18 protein-coding genes are annotated in these 15,264 nt (G+C 49.2%); 10 read left to right on the forward strand and 8 right to left on the reverse strand.

Features of this window, described 5'->3' with window-relative positions; genetic code table 11:
- Positions 1–94: 94 nt before the first annotated feature.
- From ACZ5ZV_RS10470 to ACZ5ZV_RS10485, 4 genes are read left to right on the forward strand one after another with little or no spacing between them, the layout of a single operon-like run.
- On the forward strand, positions 95–757 hold the full coding sequence (locus tag ACZ5ZV_RS10470) for a PilZ domain-containing protein (RefSeq protein ID WP_464116964.1): 663 nt from the start codon (positions 95–97) through the stop codon (positions 755–757).
- 55 nt (positions 758–812) lie between these two features.
- Positions 813–1,145: a hypothetical protein gene (locus tag ACZ5ZV_RS10475; protein WP_464116965.1), complete on the forward strand. Its 333-nt coding sequence runs from the start codon at positions 813–815 to the stop codon at positions 1,143–1,145.
- A 5-nt stretch (positions 1,146–1,150) separates the two neighbouring features.
- Positions 1,151–1,921 (forward strand): nitroreductase family protein, encoded by a 771-nt coding sequence (locus ACZ5ZV_RS10480; protein WP_464116966.1) that lies wholly within the window; start codon positions 1,151–1,153, stop codon positions 1,919–1,921.
- 6 nt (positions 1,922–1,927) lie between these two features.
- On the forward strand, positions 1,928–2,956 hold the full coding sequence (locus tag ACZ5ZV_RS10485) for an AI-2E family transporter (RefSeq protein ID WP_464116967.1): 1,029 nt from the start codon (positions 1,928–1,930) through the stop codon (positions 2,954–2,956).
- 57 nt (positions 2,957–3,013) lie between these two features.
- Here ACZ5ZV_RS10485 and ACZ5ZV_RS10490 read toward each other — a convergent pair whose 3' ends face one another.
- Positions 3,014–4,630 carry a fumarate hydratase gene (locus ACZ5ZV_RS10490; RefSeq protein ID WP_464116968.1) on the reverse strand — a complete coding sequence of 539 codons (1,617 nt, stop codon included), beginning with the start codon at positions 4,628–4,630 and terminating at the stop codon, positions 3,014–3,016.
- 476 nt (positions 4,631–5,106) lie between these two features.
- On the opposite strand from ACZ5ZV_RS10490, the gene ACZ5ZV_RS10495 reads away from it, so the two are divergent.
- Together ACZ5ZV_RS10495 and ACZ5ZV_RS10500 are read left to right on the forward strand one after the other, a co-directional pair.
- Positions 5,107–6,654: an MFS transporter gene (locus tag ACZ5ZV_RS10495; protein ID WP_464116969.1), complete on the forward strand. Its 1,548-nt coding sequence runs from the start codon at positions 5,107–5,109 to the stop codon at positions 6,652–6,654.
- A gap of 155 nt (positions 6,655–6,809) precedes the next feature.
- Complete coding sequence (locus ACZ5ZV_RS10500) at positions 6,810–7,781, forward strand: universal stress protein (protein ID WP_464116970.1); 972 nt, start codon at positions 6,810–6,812, stop codon at positions 7,779–7,781.
- Positions 7,782–7,790: 9 nt separating this feature from the next.
- Here ACZ5ZV_RS10500 and ACZ5ZV_RS10505 read toward each other — a convergent pair whose 3' ends face one another.
- On the reverse strand, positions 7,791–8,306 hold the full coding sequence (locus ACZ5ZV_RS10505; RefSeq protein ID WP_464116971.1) for a helix-turn-helix domain-containing protein: 516 nt from the start codon (positions 8,304–8,306) through the stop codon (positions 7,791–7,793).
- Positions 8,307–8,895: 589 nt separating this feature from the next.
- Here ACZ5ZV_RS10505 and ACZ5ZV_RS10510 point away from each other — a divergent pair.
- On the forward strand, positions 8,896–9,522 hold the full coding sequence (locus ACZ5ZV_RS10510) for a TetR/AcrR family transcriptional regulator (RefSeq protein ID WP_464116972.1): 627 nt from the start codon (positions 8,896–8,898) through the stop codon (positions 9,520–9,522).
- A gap of 60 nt (positions 9,523–9,582) precedes the next feature.
- Complete coding sequence (locus ACZ5ZV_RS10515; protein ID WP_464116973.1) at positions 9,583–10,581, forward strand: NAD(P)H-dependent flavin oxidoreductase; 999 nt, start codon at positions 9,583–9,585, stop codon at positions 10,579–10,581.
- On the opposite strand, the gene ACZ5ZV_RS10520 is transcribed toward ACZ5ZV_RS10515, so the two are convergent.
- A complete protein-coding gene (locus ACZ5ZV_RS10520; RefSeq protein WP_464116974.1) occupies positions 10,567–11,052 on the reverse strand; it encodes a DUF4442 domain-containing protein in 486 nt (161 codons plus the stop codon). The two genes, ACZ5ZV_RS10515 and ACZ5ZV_RS10520, sit on opposite strands and share 15 nt — an antisense overlap.
- Before the next feature lie 232 nt (positions 11,053–11,284).
- On the opposite strand from ACZ5ZV_RS10520, the gene ACZ5ZV_RS10525 reads away from it, so the two are divergent.
- Positions 11,285–11,497, forward strand: a complete 213-nt coding sequence (locus tag ACZ5ZV_RS10525) for a hypothetical protein (protein ID WP_464116975.1) — start codon at positions 11,285–11,287, stop codon at positions 11,495–11,497.
- A 10-nt stretch (positions 11,498–11,507) separates the two neighbouring features.
- On the opposite strand, the gene ACZ5ZV_RS10530 is transcribed toward ACZ5ZV_RS10525, so the two are convergent.
- Genes ACZ5ZV_RS10530 through ACZ5ZV_RS10540 form a run of 3 tightly spaced genes read right to left on the reverse strand, consistent with a single transcriptional unit; the run spans position 11,508 to position 13,114 of the window.
- Entirely contained in the window at positions 11,508–11,894 is a 387-nt protein-coding gene (locus ACZ5ZV_RS10530; RefSeq protein ID WP_464116976.1) for a DUF1634 domain-containing protein, read from the reverse strand.
- Positions 11,891–12,706, reverse strand: a complete 816-nt coding sequence (locus ACZ5ZV_RS10535) for a sulfite exporter TauE/SafE family protein (protein WP_464116977.1) — start codon at positions 12,704–12,706, stop codon at positions 11,891–11,893. The genes ACZ5ZV_RS10530 and ACZ5ZV_RS10535 overlap by 4 nt, the downstream gene beginning before the upstream one ends.
- A gap of 18 nt (positions 12,707–12,724) precedes the next feature.
- Positions 12,725–13,114 carry a hypothetical protein gene (locus tag ACZ5ZV_RS10540; protein ID WP_464116978.1) on the reverse strand — a complete coding sequence of 130 codons (390 nt, stop codon included), beginning with the start codon at positions 13,112–13,114 and terminating at the stop codon, positions 12,725–12,727.
- Positions 13,115–13,163: 49 nt separating this feature from the next.
- Between ACZ5ZV_RS10540 and ACZ5ZV_RS10545 the strand changes: the two genes are divergently transcribed.
- On the forward strand, positions 13,164–14,402 hold the full coding sequence (locus ACZ5ZV_RS10545; RefSeq protein WP_464116979.1) for an MFS transporter: 1,239 nt from the start codon (positions 13,164–13,166) through the stop codon (positions 14,400–14,402).
- On the opposite strand, the gene arfB is transcribed toward ACZ5ZV_RS10545, so the two are convergent.
- Positions 14,399–14,803, reverse strand: a complete 405-nt coding sequence (arfB, locus tag ACZ5ZV_RS10550; RefSeq protein WP_464116980.1) for an alternative ribosome rescue aminoacyl-tRNA hydrolase ArfB — start codon at positions 14,801–14,803, stop codon at positions 14,399–14,401. The genes ACZ5ZV_RS10545 and arfB overlap by 4 nt on opposite strands.
- On the reverse strand, positions 14,803–15,264 hold the full coding sequence (locus tag ACZ5ZV_RS10555; protein WP_464116981.1) for an OsmC family protein: 462 nt from the start codon (positions 15,262–15,264) through the stop codon (positions 14,803–14,805). Before ACZ5ZV_RS10555 ends, arfB begins: the two co-directional genes overlap by 1 nt.

Genomic DNA, 15,264 nt, shown 5'->3' on the forward strand with positions numbered 1-15,264 from the left:
GGGACTTTCAGCGCCAGAGCCCTTTAATTCATTTCTGAGCTGGCAGAATGCTTGCTTTACAGTCGGGAAAGCAAAAAACAAAGGGGGCTTTCGCATGAATACACAAGTCTTTATCACGGGTCAGAGTCGCATTCCCACAGCACTAAAAAAAGATCCGACACTCAGCTGCGCACTGATTGAAAATCCATACGATCTGCGTTCCGCATTAAGCGGTGATGAAGGGGATAAAATCGTCGTGGTCTTCCTGCCTTTTTTAGAAGTGCGTCACTTTGACCTATACAGCTTTCTTCAAAAAAGCATCCAGAACGTAAAGATCTTTTTTGTTGTGAATGAGCTTTCCAGCAATATGAAAATTCGCCTGAAACACAACAATGACTTTGTCGTTCTGTGGAAAACCGAGGAAAACAACCTACCCAAGGACATTCATGCCTATCTGGAAGGACGCCAACTGGAATTGCGTCAGGACAAACGAGAAACCCAGGATACACGCGCCATGCTGAGTCCCTCCATGCTGCCTTTGGGCGTGGAAAATCGCGGCTTTCAACCCATTCTAGGGGGGGCTTTTGAAAACATCTCGCTGAACGGCTCTTGCCTTAAAATTAAGGCTCCGTTTTATGCGAAGAAGGACTTTATCAACCTCACCTACCAGAACAAACAGGGCGAATATGTCTCTGTGGAAGGGCAAGTCCGATGGTCAAAATGGAATGAGGCCGAACAATCCCAAGAGCTGGGCGTACAGTTCCTGACACAGGCCTGAAACATATTGCCTCCCCCTCTAAACTGTGCGTTGATTGAGAGGCGGAGGCTTCTCTATGAAACAACTGATTGTGCTTTCACTGACTTTATTTATGTCGCAGTCTTTTGCGATGACAAGAACTATCACCGTCAATGGCCATGGTTCCGTGAACTCTTATTGCAATGCCAACAGCGGTAGTTTTTGTTTTAATGACATCAAAAGAAGATCCGAGAGCGATGCTGAACGTGACGCTCGCTGGGCTTGTGAGATGACCCATCGTGGCCGCTCGTTGACCTACACGCTCTTTACAAACACATTCTGCTCGCCAAGTTATCTGCCGCCTCAGCATGACGGCACCTGGGTCAACTGCCGAACAGATGCACGCATGCAGTGTGAGGTTCAAAACTAAAACTTATGTCAGACAAGAATATTTTTAACGGCATCCCTAACGTAATGCACTCAGAACCTGCCATCGAATGTAACTTTGATGAATTTAAAAAGGTCGTCGAAAGCCGACGCTCGGTCCGTCACTACACGCAAGAGCCCATTCCAGATGAGATCGTCCAGGAGTGTTTGCGCTTAGCCTTGTTGGCCCCGAACTCCTCAAACCTGCAGCCTTGGGAATTCTATTGGGTGCGCTCTGAAGACAAGATTAAGAAACTTAAAGCCTTCTGCCTGAATCAGCCAGCCGCCAGAACCGCGCCGACTTTAATCGCCTGCGTGGCCCGACCGGATCTGTGGCAACGCGGCCAGCACATCAATCAGCAATACTTTGCAAACCGCCCGGACACCCCTAAAAGTGTCCATGCATATTACAACAAACTTGTGCCATTCGTGTATGGCAACGGTCCTTTGCATATTCTGGCTCCGTTTAAATCTCTAGTGGTCGCGATTCTGGGCCTTTTCAGAGTGATGCCCCGCGGCCCCTTTGGTCGATCCGGAAATCTTCTTTGGGCGACCAAGACCACGGCTCTAGCCTGTGAGAATCTGATGCTGGCTTTCAGAGCCGCAGGATTTGACAGTTGCCCTATGGAGGGCTTCGATGAAGTTCGCGTCAAAGATCTTTTGAATCTGCCCTCAGAAGCATCCGTCACAATGATCATCAGTGCCGGCAAAAGATCCCCGCAAGGGATTTACAGCGAGCGCATCCGCGGAGCTCAGGATTTGTTTATCAAAAAGGTATAACCAGCTATGACTTCTTTTACAAAAAACCAATGGGTGAATCTGATTCTGCTCGTGCTACTGACCGCTGCTTTTGCCTTTATCAATTTTCCGTTCCTGACGCCGCTGGTGCTTGCCGGCATCTTTGCCTTGGGACTGAATGATTTTATTGAAAAACTCAGCAAAAAACGCTGGGGTCGCAAAACCTGGACTCTGCTGACTTTGTTCGCGGGATTGTTGCTGCTTTGGGTTCCCCTGGCTTTGGCCATCTATCGCATCATTGTCTACATCAACAAACCTCAGAACATTGAAACCGATAAAATCGTGGCGCAGGTTCACAATCTTAAAGACTACACCCTGAACGGCCTGCAAAAGTTATCCGATTGGACCGGAACAGACCTGGCCGGACCCGCTCGCGACGTCATGGAAAGCATTCTGCAAAAAGTCGGCAGCGGGTTGTTACAGCATTCCACGGACCTGCTGGGGCAGCTTCCTGCCATCCTGCTGATGAGCTTTGTCTTTATCATCGCACTGATGGTACTTTTAATGAAAGCCGCGGAGATCCGGGAGCTGACTTTGAAATTCACCCCGCTCAAGCCGGGAGCAACAGAACCACTGATTGAAATCTGCAAAAAAAGCTGTTCCGTGACGCTGTTTTCAACCTTGGTCATCGGACTGATTCAGGCCTGCGTGATTGGATTGGGAAGTCTGATTTTTGGCGAAGGCGATTTCTGGCTGGTCGTCACTGTCACCTTCTTTGTTTCTTTCATTCCGGTGATTGGCGCCGCCCCGGTGGGATACCTGCTAAGTCTTCTGGCCTTTATCGGTGACCGTACCGGATCCGCAATCGGGCTTTTCATTGTTGCCACTATCGCGGGAAGCATCGACAACATATTAAAACCCTTCATGGTGGGAGGCGAACAAAAGATCTCTCCTGTCATCGGATTCACCTGCGTGGTCGGAGCGATCATCATGATGGGGCTTCCCGGACTTATCATTGGACCGGTGATCATGAATCTTTTCGTGGGAATCTCACCCTTGCTGATGAAGGACCTGTAAGCAGGATCAAAACGGCAACAGCAAAAAGCCTCTCATTTCTGAGAGGCTTTTTTGTTTCTACAATTTGCGAATAACTGATTTGAAGAAATCATTTCCTTTATCATCCACAATAATAAAGGCCGGGAAGTCTTTCACTTCGATCTTCCACACTGATTCCATGCCTAGTTCCGGGAAGTCCAAAACCTCCACCTTGGTAATGCATTCCTTACCCAAACGAGCCGCAGGACCACCAATAGATCCCAGATAGAATCCACCGTATTGCTTGCAGGCTTCAGTCACCTGAGGGCTGCGGTTTCCCTTACCAAGCATGATCATCGACGCCCCCAAACTTTGGAAGGTTCCCACGTAAGGGTCCATACGTTCACTGGTTGTCGGACCGAAAGAGCCTGACGCATAACCCTTTGGTGTCTTTGCTGGACCAGCATAATAAACCGCATATTGCTTAAAGTATTCCGGCACACCTTCTCCGCGATCGACTTTTTCTTTCAGCTTCGCATGCGCAATATCACGTGCGACGATCATGGGACCGTTTAACATCACGCGGGTTGCCACTTTCTGGGCAGAAAGAATCTTCAAGGTCTCGGCCATCGGCTTGTTCAAATCAATTTCAATGGCTTCTGCCCCGGCATCCTTGAGGTGATTGGGCAAATACTGCTCAGGATGAAGCTCCAACTGCTCCAGGAAAATACCCTCGCGAGTGATCTTGCCTTTGATGTTGCGGTCCGCAGAACAGCTGACCCCCACACCAATCGGGCAGCTGGCGCCGTGTCGCGGAAGACGAATCACACGCACATCGTGCACAAAGTACTTGCCACCAAACTGGGCGCCAATGCCCGTCTCACGCGCCCATTGCTCGACTTGTTTTTCCATTTCAAGATCACGATAGGCACGTCCCCCTTCGTTTCCGGACGTCGGCAAACCATCCAGATATCCCGCTGAGGCATATTTCACAATTTTCAAGGTCTCTTCCGCCGAGGTTCCGCCAACACAGAATGCCAGATGGTACGGAGGACACGCAGCAGTACCCAGGGAATTCAAAGTTTCGCGAACGAACTTTTCAAATCCTTCAGGGTTCAGCACGGCCTTGGTCTTCTGATACAGATAAGATTTGTTGGCACTGCCCCCACCCTTAGCCAGGAACAGGAAGTTGTATTCATCACCCTGCTCCGAGTAGATGTCGATCTGCGCCGGAAGATTGCTGCCCGTGTTTTTTTCTTCAAAGAAAGAGATCGGTGCCATTTGCGAGAAACGCAGGTTTCTTTTTTGATAAGTGTTGTAAATCCCCTTGGACAGGAACTCCTTGTCATCAACACCGGTAAAGACGCGCTCGCCTTTTTTCCCAACCACAATCGCGGTTCCCGTATCCTGACAGGAAGGGAATTCCATTTGTGCGGCGATCACGGCATTGCGAAGCAAATCCACCGCGACGAAGCGATCATTGGGCGACGCTTCAGGGTCCTGTAGAATTTTTTCCAACTTCTCCAGATGTTTGGGGCGCAGCAGATGGGACACGTCGCTCAGCGCTTCCTGGGCTAACAATTCCAGAGCTTCCGGCTCGACCACCAGAATTTCACGGTCTCCCATCTTTTCCACGCGCACGTGGTCAGAAGAGATTTTTTTGTATTGAGTTGTATCTTTTTGTTTTTCGTAGAGTGGGAAGTATTTAAATGACATGCACTGAAAGTAGCATCGCGTCGTGTTCGCGCGCAAGCCTCGGTAGGCTGTGTTAGGTGGGCTGTTTGATGGGACTTTGTGAGCCGCGATTGCGGCGGTTTTGGGACCGGGTCTCTCTTCGCTGGAGAGTGGTCAAGGACCTACCGAGGTTCGAAGGGATCTTTTCGATGTCTCCTTCTGGAACCCAACATATCGCCCTGGACCTATAAGCACAAAGTCATAATTTTTAGATTTTCCATAAGTTTTGCTTATGGATAACCTCAGACTCCAAACAAACAATTCCCCGAGTGAAAAGCGTGAACTTTTTGCAGTGTGCCATAAGGGACCGCAAAGAAAAAATCCTAACATCGCCGCCGAACCGCGGTTTCCCCGCGTCCTAACCAAATCTTAAAATAACTTCAGCGCAAACTCAGGCTGTTTAGATTGCCAATCGCTCATTTTTCCTTTAGCTTCCTCGAAATTTTACCGGAGGTTCCATGGCATTACTACTCGTCAGCGCCTGTCTGTTCGCGGTTATTTTCTTGTACTTCAAGAACAATCCGCTGGGACATTCACGCAAGTTCATGATTCGTCGTTTCGTTAATTGGTTCCCCCTGGGAATGACCTATGCCTTCCTTTACATGGGACGATACAATCTGAACGTTTCCAAGAATGCCTTGGGCGACATGATGACCAAGGAACAATTCGGCATCATCTTCGCAGCCGGTACAATCACTTATGGTCTTTCCTTCCTGCTCAATGGCCCCATCGTCGACAAGATCGGCGGAAAAAGAGGCATCATCATCGCCGCTTTGGGATCTTCCATCATGAATCTTTTGATGGCGGGTGCGACCTATCTTTACATGATGGGAACTTTGAAAACCAACATCGTGGTTGCCTACTCCACACTCTTTGCGCTGAACATGTTCTTCCAGTCCTACGGCGCGGTTTCCATTATCAAAGTCAAAGCCTATTGGTTCCACGTTCGTGAACGCGGTGTCTTCGGTGCGATCTTTGGTACATTGATTTCCTTCGGGGTTTACTTCGCGTTTGACTGGGGTCAGGCCATTGTTGAAGCGTCCAAGCTGACTCTGGATCACGAACCAACAGCCTTCCAAAGCTTCATCCGCCACATCTTTGCGATCGACACAGGCGTGACCAATGCGACGTGGCTGGTGTTTGCAATTCCGGCATTCCTGCTTCTGTGCTGGGCATTGATTGACTTCGTTCTTCTAAAAGACTCTCCGGCGGAAGCGAACTTCGGTGACTTCGACACGGCCGATGCTTCCTCTGACTATGACGATGCCAATGTTAAAATCACCATCGGTTTCATGCTAAAAAAGATCTTCACAAACCCAGTGATGATCACCATCGCCCTGGTGGATTTCACTTCCGGCGTTTTGCGTAACGGTATCATGCAGTGGTACCTGGTCTTTGCACACGAAATGAAAAACAAAGACGCTATCTTCTTTGAAGGCTCCCAGTTCTTCATTAAAAACTGGGGTCTATTGCTGTGCATGACCGGCATCTTTGGTGGCTTTATGGCCGGCATCATCTCTGACCGCATGTTCCAGTCGCGCCGTGGACCTCCAGCAGCCATCAACAACTTCATTATGATTCTTCTTTTGATCGTCATGGCTTTCAACCTGATGAGCAATCCAACGGTTGTCGGTATTGCCGCGGTGATGATCACCCTAACTGTTATCGGCGTTCACTCTTTGATGTCCGGAACCGCTGCGGCTGACTTCGGTGGTAAAAAGATGACAGCCACAGCCTCCGGTATTGTGGATGGTTGCGTGTACCTGGGTTCTGGTATCCAGTCCTTGGCCATCGGTTATCTGTCTCACAAAAGCTGGTCTTACTGGCCATTGTTCCTGATTCCATTTGCTATTATGGGTCTTCTTCTTTCCTTGCGTATGTGGAATGAACTTCCTAAGGCGACCAAGAAGTATATCGAAGAAATCGAGAAAGCCGAGGAAAAGGCGCAAAAACGTGGCACTACCACGGCGATGTCCTCGTCCTCTGATCCAGCAACAACCACTTAGTTTGTGGTTTTACACAAGTAATGACAAAGCCCACCGCTTGGTGGGCTTTTTTCGTTTTATACCGCCCCACAGGCTCTTGTTTCCCAACAAGAACCCAGAACAGACCCTTGCCGCCTCCCCACCCTGCACAGGCAAAATAAGAGCAGGGAGGTTCTATGAGAATCATCTGGGCTTTAGATGCATTTGAGGACAACAAAGAACTCAACCAAAAGATGGCGGACTATCTGACTCAGATCCACAAAGCCACTCTGGCTGAAATCGAACCTCTGTACCTTCTACGGGAAAACGAAATCGTCCTTCCGACTTACGAAGTTCCTGCCTGGGTCACGGATCATTCCCAAACAGCCGAATCTCTTTTCCGCGAAGTTTTAACAGACTACAATCTGCCCTTTTTGAAGGATCCCAAGGTTATTCCCCACGCCTCACAATCCCACGCCGGGGCCGCGGAGACCCTGTCCCATTATGCCGCCCGGACCCAAACAGATTTGATTGTCGTAGGCAGCCACGGACGCCAGGGGATTCAACGTTTTATGCTGGGAAGTTTTGCTGAAAGCTTGCTGTTGCAAAGCGAAGTCCCCGTCTGCGTGATCGGCCCTCACACATCCCACACTCACACGACAAAAAACATTCTATTCCCAACAGAGTTTGGAGAGCACTCAAAGGACAATTTCCGCCACACGCTGGAGCTCGCAAAAAAACTGCGTGCCAGCATCACATTGCTTCACGCCATCCCAAGACCCATTGAAAGTTTGTTTGAACTGGACACGCGACCTCACGTCTATAACTACAAAGGCAAAATGCTGTCTCTGGAACAGATTGTAGAGCTCACCATTGAATCCCAAAGCCATCGCGCCCAGCACTGGGTGGATTGGGCCGAAAAAGAAGGCGTTCGGGCTCAATTTATTATCGACAGCACATTTAAGGCCGTCGACGAACTGATATTGGCAGCGGTTGAAAAAGCTGATGTGGATCTCATCGTGATGGAGGCTCAGAGTGGCCCGCTCAGCGCGGCCTTACTGGGAAGCTACACACGAAACGTCGTTCGCAAATCCAGCTGTCCGGTGTACGTGCTGACTCGTCGCTTTTATGACAAACAAGAGGACCGTTTCACAGAACCGGCCCCCTAGTTTAAAAAATCACCCACGCACCTGAGACGGACGCATGGATGCTGGAAGTTTTTTGTAGATATTGTTCAAATGGGTTTTCAAAGTGGCTTTCGAAATGAAAAGCTTTTCAGAAATTGCCGCATTGGTCATTCCCTGTAAAACCATCTGCATGATTCTAATTTCACTCTTGGTCAAGCCGCGCTCGCGGAAGTAAGCTTCCTGCTTCTGGAACTTTTCTTCGCTTTCATCCAAAGGATAAAGCATTGTTGTGATTTTATCACCGTCGTTAACAATCAAAGCGTCAACCTTGTGACCTTCAATTTCCGTCGCTTTGAATAACTTCATCCCTTCAGAAATCGCAGAACACTCTTCGATCGTGCGATACAAAGTCATACAGGTCTTTGAACACTGCTGCCCCATCATGTTGCCACAGGTGCGAATGGAGTTGTCGTTCTGGAACAACACGCGCTTTTCTTGGTCTTTTACACACAAACCCAGCTTCGTTCCCAGATTGGCAAAATGTTCTAAATTTCTCTGTTCATCCATAACATCCCCTATTCTTGCCTTGATTGTGCAAAGAAAGGCGACGGCAATCTATGACCGCAATCATAAGTCCGACAAAAATCTCATATCCACGAAAACATACAATTGTTCGCAATCCCATATACTTAGGCAGCTTAATAGGGCCTTTTAAAATGTGAGGTCATGGGCCTCAAAGCCCGTTTTGCATCGCGACGGAGGAGGCTTATACAACAAACCATTTGCTACCTAAGAATGCTGGATTTGCATATTAATTAGGCTGAATCCTGAACCGAGTTTTAAAGTTTTGCTCTCAAAGAATTCGTGACTCCGCAGAAAAAAGTGATCTTATCTACCGAAAATCATCTCAAACATAATGTTTTACTCTGATTTATACTGCTTTTTGATTACCATTAAGTAATGTATCTCTAATTTACCCTGTTCGAACCAGAATAAGACGATAGTTTGTGTTTCATGTTAAGAATTCGTAAAGACGTACTTCCCCAGAGGACTTAGGTATCATATTCTGATACTTAAGGAACTAGTATTGAATTACAATCCCCGGTGACCGAATATGAACACGAGCCAAGTTTACAAACCTCAAAAGGAGGAAACTATGGGTGCAGCTCCACAAACTCACACGAATACAGACAAGAAGTACATGCTGAAAATCCCCGTTCAAAAACGTTCCAAAGAGACGGTGGCAAGCATTGTTGAATCCTGCGCAAGACTTCTGGTCCAAGAACCCTACCACGCCATAACGACCGACAAGATTGCTGAAATGGCCGGCGTGAGCATCGGTTCTCTTTATCAGTTCTTTGCCAACAAAGAAGCGATCGTTGCTGCGGTGATTGACGATCTTCTGCAAAAGGATCTGGCGTACATTGAAGAAAAATTGGCTCATCTTCAATCTCCGGATCTGGATGCAAAGATTCATGCTTTCATTGACATCGGCTTCACACGCTTCCACGACAACCGCCCGCTTCGAACCGCCTTGCAGGGCGTTCAGGGAATGCTGGATTACTGGGAAACACGCCGCGTGTTCTTTGAACACTACCAAAAAGCGGTTCTTGCCCACATGCCGGTTTACCCAGGTCGCGACCGTGAGATGATGGCTTTGTTCGTCGTATCCTGCTTTAACAACATTCTGCAACTAGGCCTTTTGGGTCCACAGTCTCCAGAACACGAAGAAGCAATAAAAAAAGAAGTCTTCACTCTGTTCAGCAGATATCTGAAGCCTTAAAAAAGACTTGCGTCCTTGAAGCCTCCTCGTATCCTTAATCCAAGGCGAGGAGGCTTTTTTATGCTTAAAAAAATCAAAACCAGTTTCACGGATTCCATGGGAATTGACTTCCCCATCATCGCCGCCCCCATGTTTTTGGTCAGCAATACAGACATCGTTGTGGAAGCCAGCGAGGCCGGTGGAATTGGCACCTTCCCCGCGCTGAACTATCGCCCCATCGAACAGTACGCCGAAGCATTGAAAAACATCAAAAGCCGCACAAAAAAGCCCATCGGCGTGAATGTCATCGTTAACAAAAGCAACACCCGTCAGGCCCAGGACATCAAGGTCGCCCTGGATCACGGTGTGGACCTTTTTATCACCTCCCTGGGAAGCCCCAAGTCGGTCATTCAAGACGCTCACAAAAATGGTGCTAAAGTGCTTTGCGACGTCACCAATCTTGAGCACGCCCTGAAGGTGCAGGATCTGGGCGCTGATGGCGTCATTGCCGTCGGCGCTGGCGCTGGCGGGCATGCCGGCCCGATATCTCCGCTTGTGCTGATACCCTGGTTAAAAACAGAACTGCAGATTCCGATTATTGCCGCCGGGGGCATCGCCCACGGTTCTATGATCGCAGCCTGCCTAGCCCTGGGAGCAGCAGGCGTCAGCGTGGGCACCCGCTTTATCGCCAGCCGCGAGGCACAGGTGGATGCGTCTTATAAAGAGGCCATCGTGAAGTCCACACCAGAAGATATCGTCATGACCACACGGGTGTCCGGGACACCTGCGGCCGTCATCAACACCCCTTATGTGCAAAAACTTGGAACAGAACTCCCATGGGCCATGAAAGTCCTAAAGGACAACAAAATGACCAAAAAATACATGGTGCCGCTGATTCATCTCATGGGAATGAAATCCCTGGAAGAAGCCGCCAGCAAACCCACATGGAAAACCGTCTGGACAGCCGGTCAGTCCGTGGGCCTGGTGGACGACATCCTGAGCGTTCGCGAAATCTACGCCAAACTCATCAACGAATATGATGAGAGCGTGAAGAATCTGTCCACCTTAGGACTTCAGTGATCGATTGCGCACAGAAAGAGTGAGCTCGTATGTCATGACGGGCTCACTTGGATTCACCGAAGGCACCACGGCGTAGCCCTTCATTTTTCTTTCGATGCGTTCGGGATTGGTCTTGGCCTCTTCAATCAAGGACTTCACAACCTCCACTTCATCACAAATAAAGTGAACATCCCCAGCCGCACGCTTTAAGTACTGAGCAGTAAAATCTTTAAAGACAAAATCAATCTTCATTTTACTTTCAGCGATGGCCGCCACCGCCGCCGCCGCGATCGAAAGTTCCGCCCCGATCCCCAGAGCACCAAAATACATGGAGTTCAGGTGATTCTTCGTGCGATACCCTAGAGGAATTTTCAGCACAAATCTTTTGTCGCCAGCCTCAACCACGCGAGGACTCACAAACAACACCAGTGGAATTTTCATCAGACCATAAAGATGGACAAACAGAGTGAATTTGAGATTTTTAGTATTCATATTTAAATCTTAGGACCGCAGCCCAGAGATGGACCAGCACTTTTACCTGACACCTCGACCTTTTTGACAAAACGCGAAAGAAGGAGTCTACTAAAGACAAACAGGATGTCCGTGAACAGTTCCGAACTCTCCTGTTCTCATCCCCTCTTCCTCACGGACTCCTGCCTTTTCCTCGACCCCTTGACACTGGCCTTCAAAGGAGAGGATATAAGTGTGAGGGGTTTTTTCATTCATGAAGCCAACGCCGACAAAAATTAAATTCCTGGACCGTTGGACACCGCAAGTCTTGCGTGAGGCCAAACAGATCTTCCGCGAAAGCGGACTAAAAGGTGTGATTCGCCGTTATGGATGGAAGTTCTTTGCGATCTTCTTTGCGTACTATTTAATCCGCGATGTGACGATCTATATTCTTATTCCATGGTATATCGCCCGGAATCTGATGTAAGAGCGTCAGCCTAAATTTCAATCCCCAACAGGAAACTTCCCACCAGGGCCAAGAAAACGGCAAATGCCATGATGGCAAGTCCTCGATCTTTTTGTTTAACAAACAAAATACCAGTCATCAGAACCCGAACCAATGGCAAACAGACCAACGCCACCAAGCCAAACAAAGAGATCACCAGGGCTCGATCATTCGTCACCAGGGCCCAATGAATACTTTCGACCAAGGGACGAGGCTCATATGTTGTGAAGGTTCGCAGGTTATCCCCGTCGCGAAACCACATCCACACCCAACCCAGCAACAGGAAGAGACCGGAAAAAAGAACACCGCCTCTTAAGATCTGACTGATGATCAACTCCAGCTCGTGAAGAGAATCCTTTTTTGGAGACTCCTGGCTCATTTCAACCCCTTGATGATCATTTGGATGGAAACAATACTTAACACCACCACAAAAATCTGGCGAATACGAACGGCCGGGATTTTCACCATGGCCTTCGCCCCCACAAAAGAGCCTATGATAATACCCACAGCCACGGGGGCTGCAATCTCAGGACGAACATCACCACGCAACAGATACGCCCCCGCACTGGCAGAAGCCGTCACACCAATCATGAAGTTGGAGGTTGCAGAAGACACCTTGATAGGCAGTCTCATCGCCCCATCCATCGCCAGCACCTTGAAGATCCCACTGCCAATCCCCAAAAGGGCTGACATCACCCCCGCGCCAAACATGGCAAAAAGACCCAAAGGGACATTCTGGACCTTGTAGGGAAGCATGCGGCCATCCTGCTCTGGATACTCTCCGTCCAGCTTCAACTTCTCAGCCCAAGGATGGTTGACTGTGGAAATATGCTCTCCGCGCCGACGCAACATCATCACTGCAGAAAAAAACAAAAAGACCCCGAACAGCAGGAATAAAAACTGTGCTTTGATATATGAAGAGATCAAAAAACCAACGATGGCGCCACTGACAGTGCCCACTTCCAGAAAAACAGCCAGACGAAGATTGGTTAAAGAGTCCTTGAGATAACTGGCCGCCGCCCCTGAGGACGTCGCCACAATGGAAATCAAACTTGCTGCAATCGCGTACCGAATGTCGATGTGATAAACCAAAGTCAAAACCGGAACGATGATAATCCCACCACCAAGCCCCAGAAGAGCTCCCAGAAACCCGGCGGCAACAGATGTAATCAGCAGCAATATTTCAGGCATCAGACGAGCCCACTTCCTTTACTGGGCACACTCATACAGGCGCACCAAACGGGCTCCGAAGAAAGTGTCCTTTTTCGTAAATTGCCATGGTGGATAGGGAAGGAAAACGGCTTCCGCACACTGTCCTGGCTGAGCCACAGCCCACTGACGGTCTTCTGAAGATGACGTGTAGATTTCACCTGTTTTGGTGTCCTTAATGCCGATGGCAAAAGAAAACACCTGAGATGTGATATTCCCCTCTGCACGTGTCAGCAGAGCCACCGGGATCTCCACACGCTCAACACTTGTGATTTGCCCCACTACAGTCTTGGAGAAAATGACACTGTAATTAGCCAAAATCACCCACAAAAGAACACCTACAATCAACAGAACCAGAACAAACTTCGTAAACTTCCAAATTGTTGCCATATCCAAGGCTTATCGGTAAGTTTTAAACACGTCAACAAAAAGGACCCCCGTGTTTTCCAAACAAGAAAAAGTTCTTCTCGCGATCCTGGCCTCCATCCAGTTCAGCTCTATCGTGGATTTCATGATCATGATGCCTCTGGGGCCGCAGTTGATGCGAATGTTCGCGATCAATCCGCACCACTTCGGACTCCTCGTGTCATCATACACCTTCTTTGCAGGACTCAGTGGCTTTGCGGCTTCTTTCTTTTTAGATAAATTTGACCGTAAAACCAGCCTGCTCTTTTTCTTCGTCGGTTTCGCATTGGGAACCATCGCCTGCGGGCTGTCGCCAAACTATGAACTCTTGCTCTTTGCGCGCGGTCTGACCGGTGTCTTCGGTGGTGTGTTGGGCTCCCTGGTTCTTTCCATTGTCAGTGATGCCATCACCTATGAACGCCGGGGCAGCGCCATGGGAGTCATCATGACTTCCTTCTCGATGGCCTCCATTCTGGGAGTTCCCTTCAGTCTGTTCCTGGCCAACAAATACAACTGGCATGCTCCGTTTCTATTTCTGGGCGGAACATCGTTGATTCTTTGCGGAATCATCTGGCTTAAAATACCGTCCATGCGAATGCATCTGCAAGGACCGCAAAACAAAGAACCTTTGTGGAATACTCTGACTCGAATTGGTAAAAATAAAAATCAGCGCCGCGCTCTGTACTTCATGTCCTCGGTGATGTTCGGCCACTTTGCCATCATTCCTTTCCTGTCGCCTTCTCTGGTGGCCAATGCCGGTCTGACCGAGGCTCAACTGCCGCTGATGTATATGATCGGCGGCGCCTTCACGATCTTTTCCTCTCCGTTTATTGGCCGCCTGGCAGATCGTTTCGGCAAACACCGTGTGTTTCTATGGGGGGCTCTGGTGACTCTCATCCCCTATGCCGTGATTACCAATCTGGGGAAATCCCCGCTGTGGGTGGTTCTAGCCATCTGCGCTTTCTTCTTTGTTGTTTCCGGAGGACGCATGATCCCGGCCACCGCCCTGGTTTCAGGAACGGCACGCCCTCAGAATCGTGGAAGCTTTATGAGCATTGTCAGCTGCGTGCAGCAGCTGTCTTCGGCTGTGTCCAGCTATATTGCCGGACTGATTGTCACAACAGGCACCGATGGCCGACTTGAGCACTATTCCGTGGTGGGATATATCGCCATTGCCTTCACGTTTGTGGCTATTTTCCTGTCCCGGAGAATTGAGGCGATTGAAGGCGGCGACCAGGAGCCGAAAGCCCACCTTGCTGAACCCGTTATTTAATCTTTAATTTTTTGTCTGAGAGTTTTTGTTTCTGAGTGCTTGCGTTTGCTGTCAAGGCGCTTGCGCACCGAGCTTCTGCTGGGCCTTGTGGCCACACGTTTTTTCGGCACAAAAAGGGCCTTGCGCAAAATGGCGTGCAAACGCGCGATACATTCGGAACGATTCTGATCCTGATCGCGATGAACATCACTGCGAATCACCAAATCCCCGTCTTCGGTCAACTGGCCCGCCAACTTCTCCAGCAGGCGTATTTTTAGTTCTTCAGAAAGAACCTGAGACGCGAACAAATTCCACCGCAGAATCGCCGCCGAATTGGTGCGATTCACATTCTGCCCCCCAGGCCCGCGGGAACGGGCATAGGTGAAGTCCATTTCTGCAAAAGGAATTTGCGGGGTGATCATTACTGAGGACTCTCAAACTGCGACTGACCCTCGCCGATTTTCTGATCATTTAAAAAGACCTGATAGTGAATCGGAGACGCTTTGACGATCATGGCACTGACCCCGCAGTACTTTGTCATGGAAAGATTCACCGCCTTCATCGCCTGATCCGGCTTGATATCCGTCCCCTGAATGCGGAACTGCAGCTCGACGGTGGTGAAAATAGACGGATGCCCTGCCGTGGTGTCTGTTTCTGCGTTCACATCGCAGGACTGAAGATTGAGTCTCATTTTTTTCAGGATGGAAACCACATCCATACCAGTGCAGCCACAGATTCCGGCCAAAACCAGCTCTTTAGGACTTGGTCCTTGGTCCTTACCACCAAAATCGGCTTTTGCGTCCATCGTCACCTTATGAGCGCGAATCTGCGATTCAAAGCCCATCTCCCCCGTCCACTTTGTTTGACACGCCATATGACCCAT

The sequence above is a fragment of the Bdellovibrio sp. HAGR004 genome, assembly GCF_055397015.1.

Excerpts from the sequence above, each read along its gene's own strand:
- ACZ5ZV_RS10470 (WP_464116964.1), top strand. The coding sequence starts at position 95 with ATGAATACACAAGTCTTTATCACGGGTCAGAGTCGCATTCCCACAGCA.
- ACZ5ZV_RS10475 (WP_464116965.1), top strand. The coding sequence starts at position 813 with ATGAAACAACTGATTGTGCTTTCACTGACTTTATTTATGTCGCAGTCT.
- ACZ5ZV_RS10480 (WP_464116966.1), top strand. The coding sequence starts at position 1,151 with ATGTCAGACAAGAATATTTTTAACGGCATCCCTAACGTAATGCACTCA.
- ACZ5ZV_RS10485 (WP_464116967.1), top strand. The coding sequence starts at position 1,928 with ATGACTTCTTTTACAAAAAACCAATGGGTGAATCTGATTCTGCTCGTG.
- ACZ5ZV_RS10490 (WP_464116968.1), bottom strand. The coding sequence starts at position 4,630 with ATGTCATTTAAATACTTCCCACTCTACGAAAAACAAAAAGATACAACT.
- ACZ5ZV_RS10495 (WP_464116969.1), top strand. The coding sequence starts at position 5,107 with ATGGCATTACTACTCGTCAGCGCCTGTCTGTTCGCGGTTATTTTCTTG.
- ACZ5ZV_RS10500 (WP_464116970.1), top strand. The coding sequence starts at position 6,810 with ATGAGAATCATCTGGGCTTTAGATGCATTTGAGGACAACAAAGAACTC.
- ACZ5ZV_RS10505 (WP_464116971.1), bottom strand. The coding sequence starts at position 8,306 with ATGGATGAACAGAGAAATTTAGAACATTTTGCCAATCTGGGAACGAAG.
- ACZ5ZV_RS10510 (WP_464116972.1), top strand. The coding sequence starts at position 8,896 with ATGGGTGCAGCTCCACAAACTCACACGAATACAGACAAGAAGTACATG.
- ACZ5ZV_RS10515 (WP_464116973.1), top strand. The coding sequence starts at position 9,583 with ATGCTTAAAAAAATCAAAACCAGTTTCACGGATTCCATGGGAATTGAC.
- ACZ5ZV_RS10520 (WP_464116974.1), bottom strand. The coding sequence starts at position 11,052 with ATGAATACTAAAAATCTCAAATTCACTCTGTTTGTCCATCTTTATGGT.
- ACZ5ZV_RS10525 (WP_464116975.1), top strand. The coding sequence starts at position 11,285 with ATGAAGCCAACGCCGACAAAAATTAAATTCCTGGACCGTTGGACACCG.
- ACZ5ZV_RS10530 (WP_464116976.1), bottom strand. The coding sequence starts at position 11,894 with ATGAGCCAGGAGTCTCCAAAAAAGGATTCTCTTCACGAGCTGGAGTTG.
- ACZ5ZV_RS10535 (WP_464116977.1), bottom strand. The coding sequence starts at position 12,706 with ATGCCTGAAATATTGCTGCTGATTACATCTGTTGCCGCCGGGTTTCTG.
- ACZ5ZV_RS10540 (WP_464116978.1), bottom strand. The coding sequence starts at position 13,114 with ATGGCAACAATTTGGAAGTTTACGAAGTTTGTTCTGGTTCTGTTGATT.
- arfB (WP_464116980.1), bottom strand. The coding sequence starts at position 14,803 with ATGATCACCCCGCAAATTCCTTTTGCAGAAATGGACTTCACCTATGCC.
- ACZ5ZV_RS10555 (WP_464116981.1), bottom strand. The coding sequence starts at position 15,264 with ATGGGTCATATGGCGTGTCAAACAAAGTGGACGGGGGAGATGGGCTTT.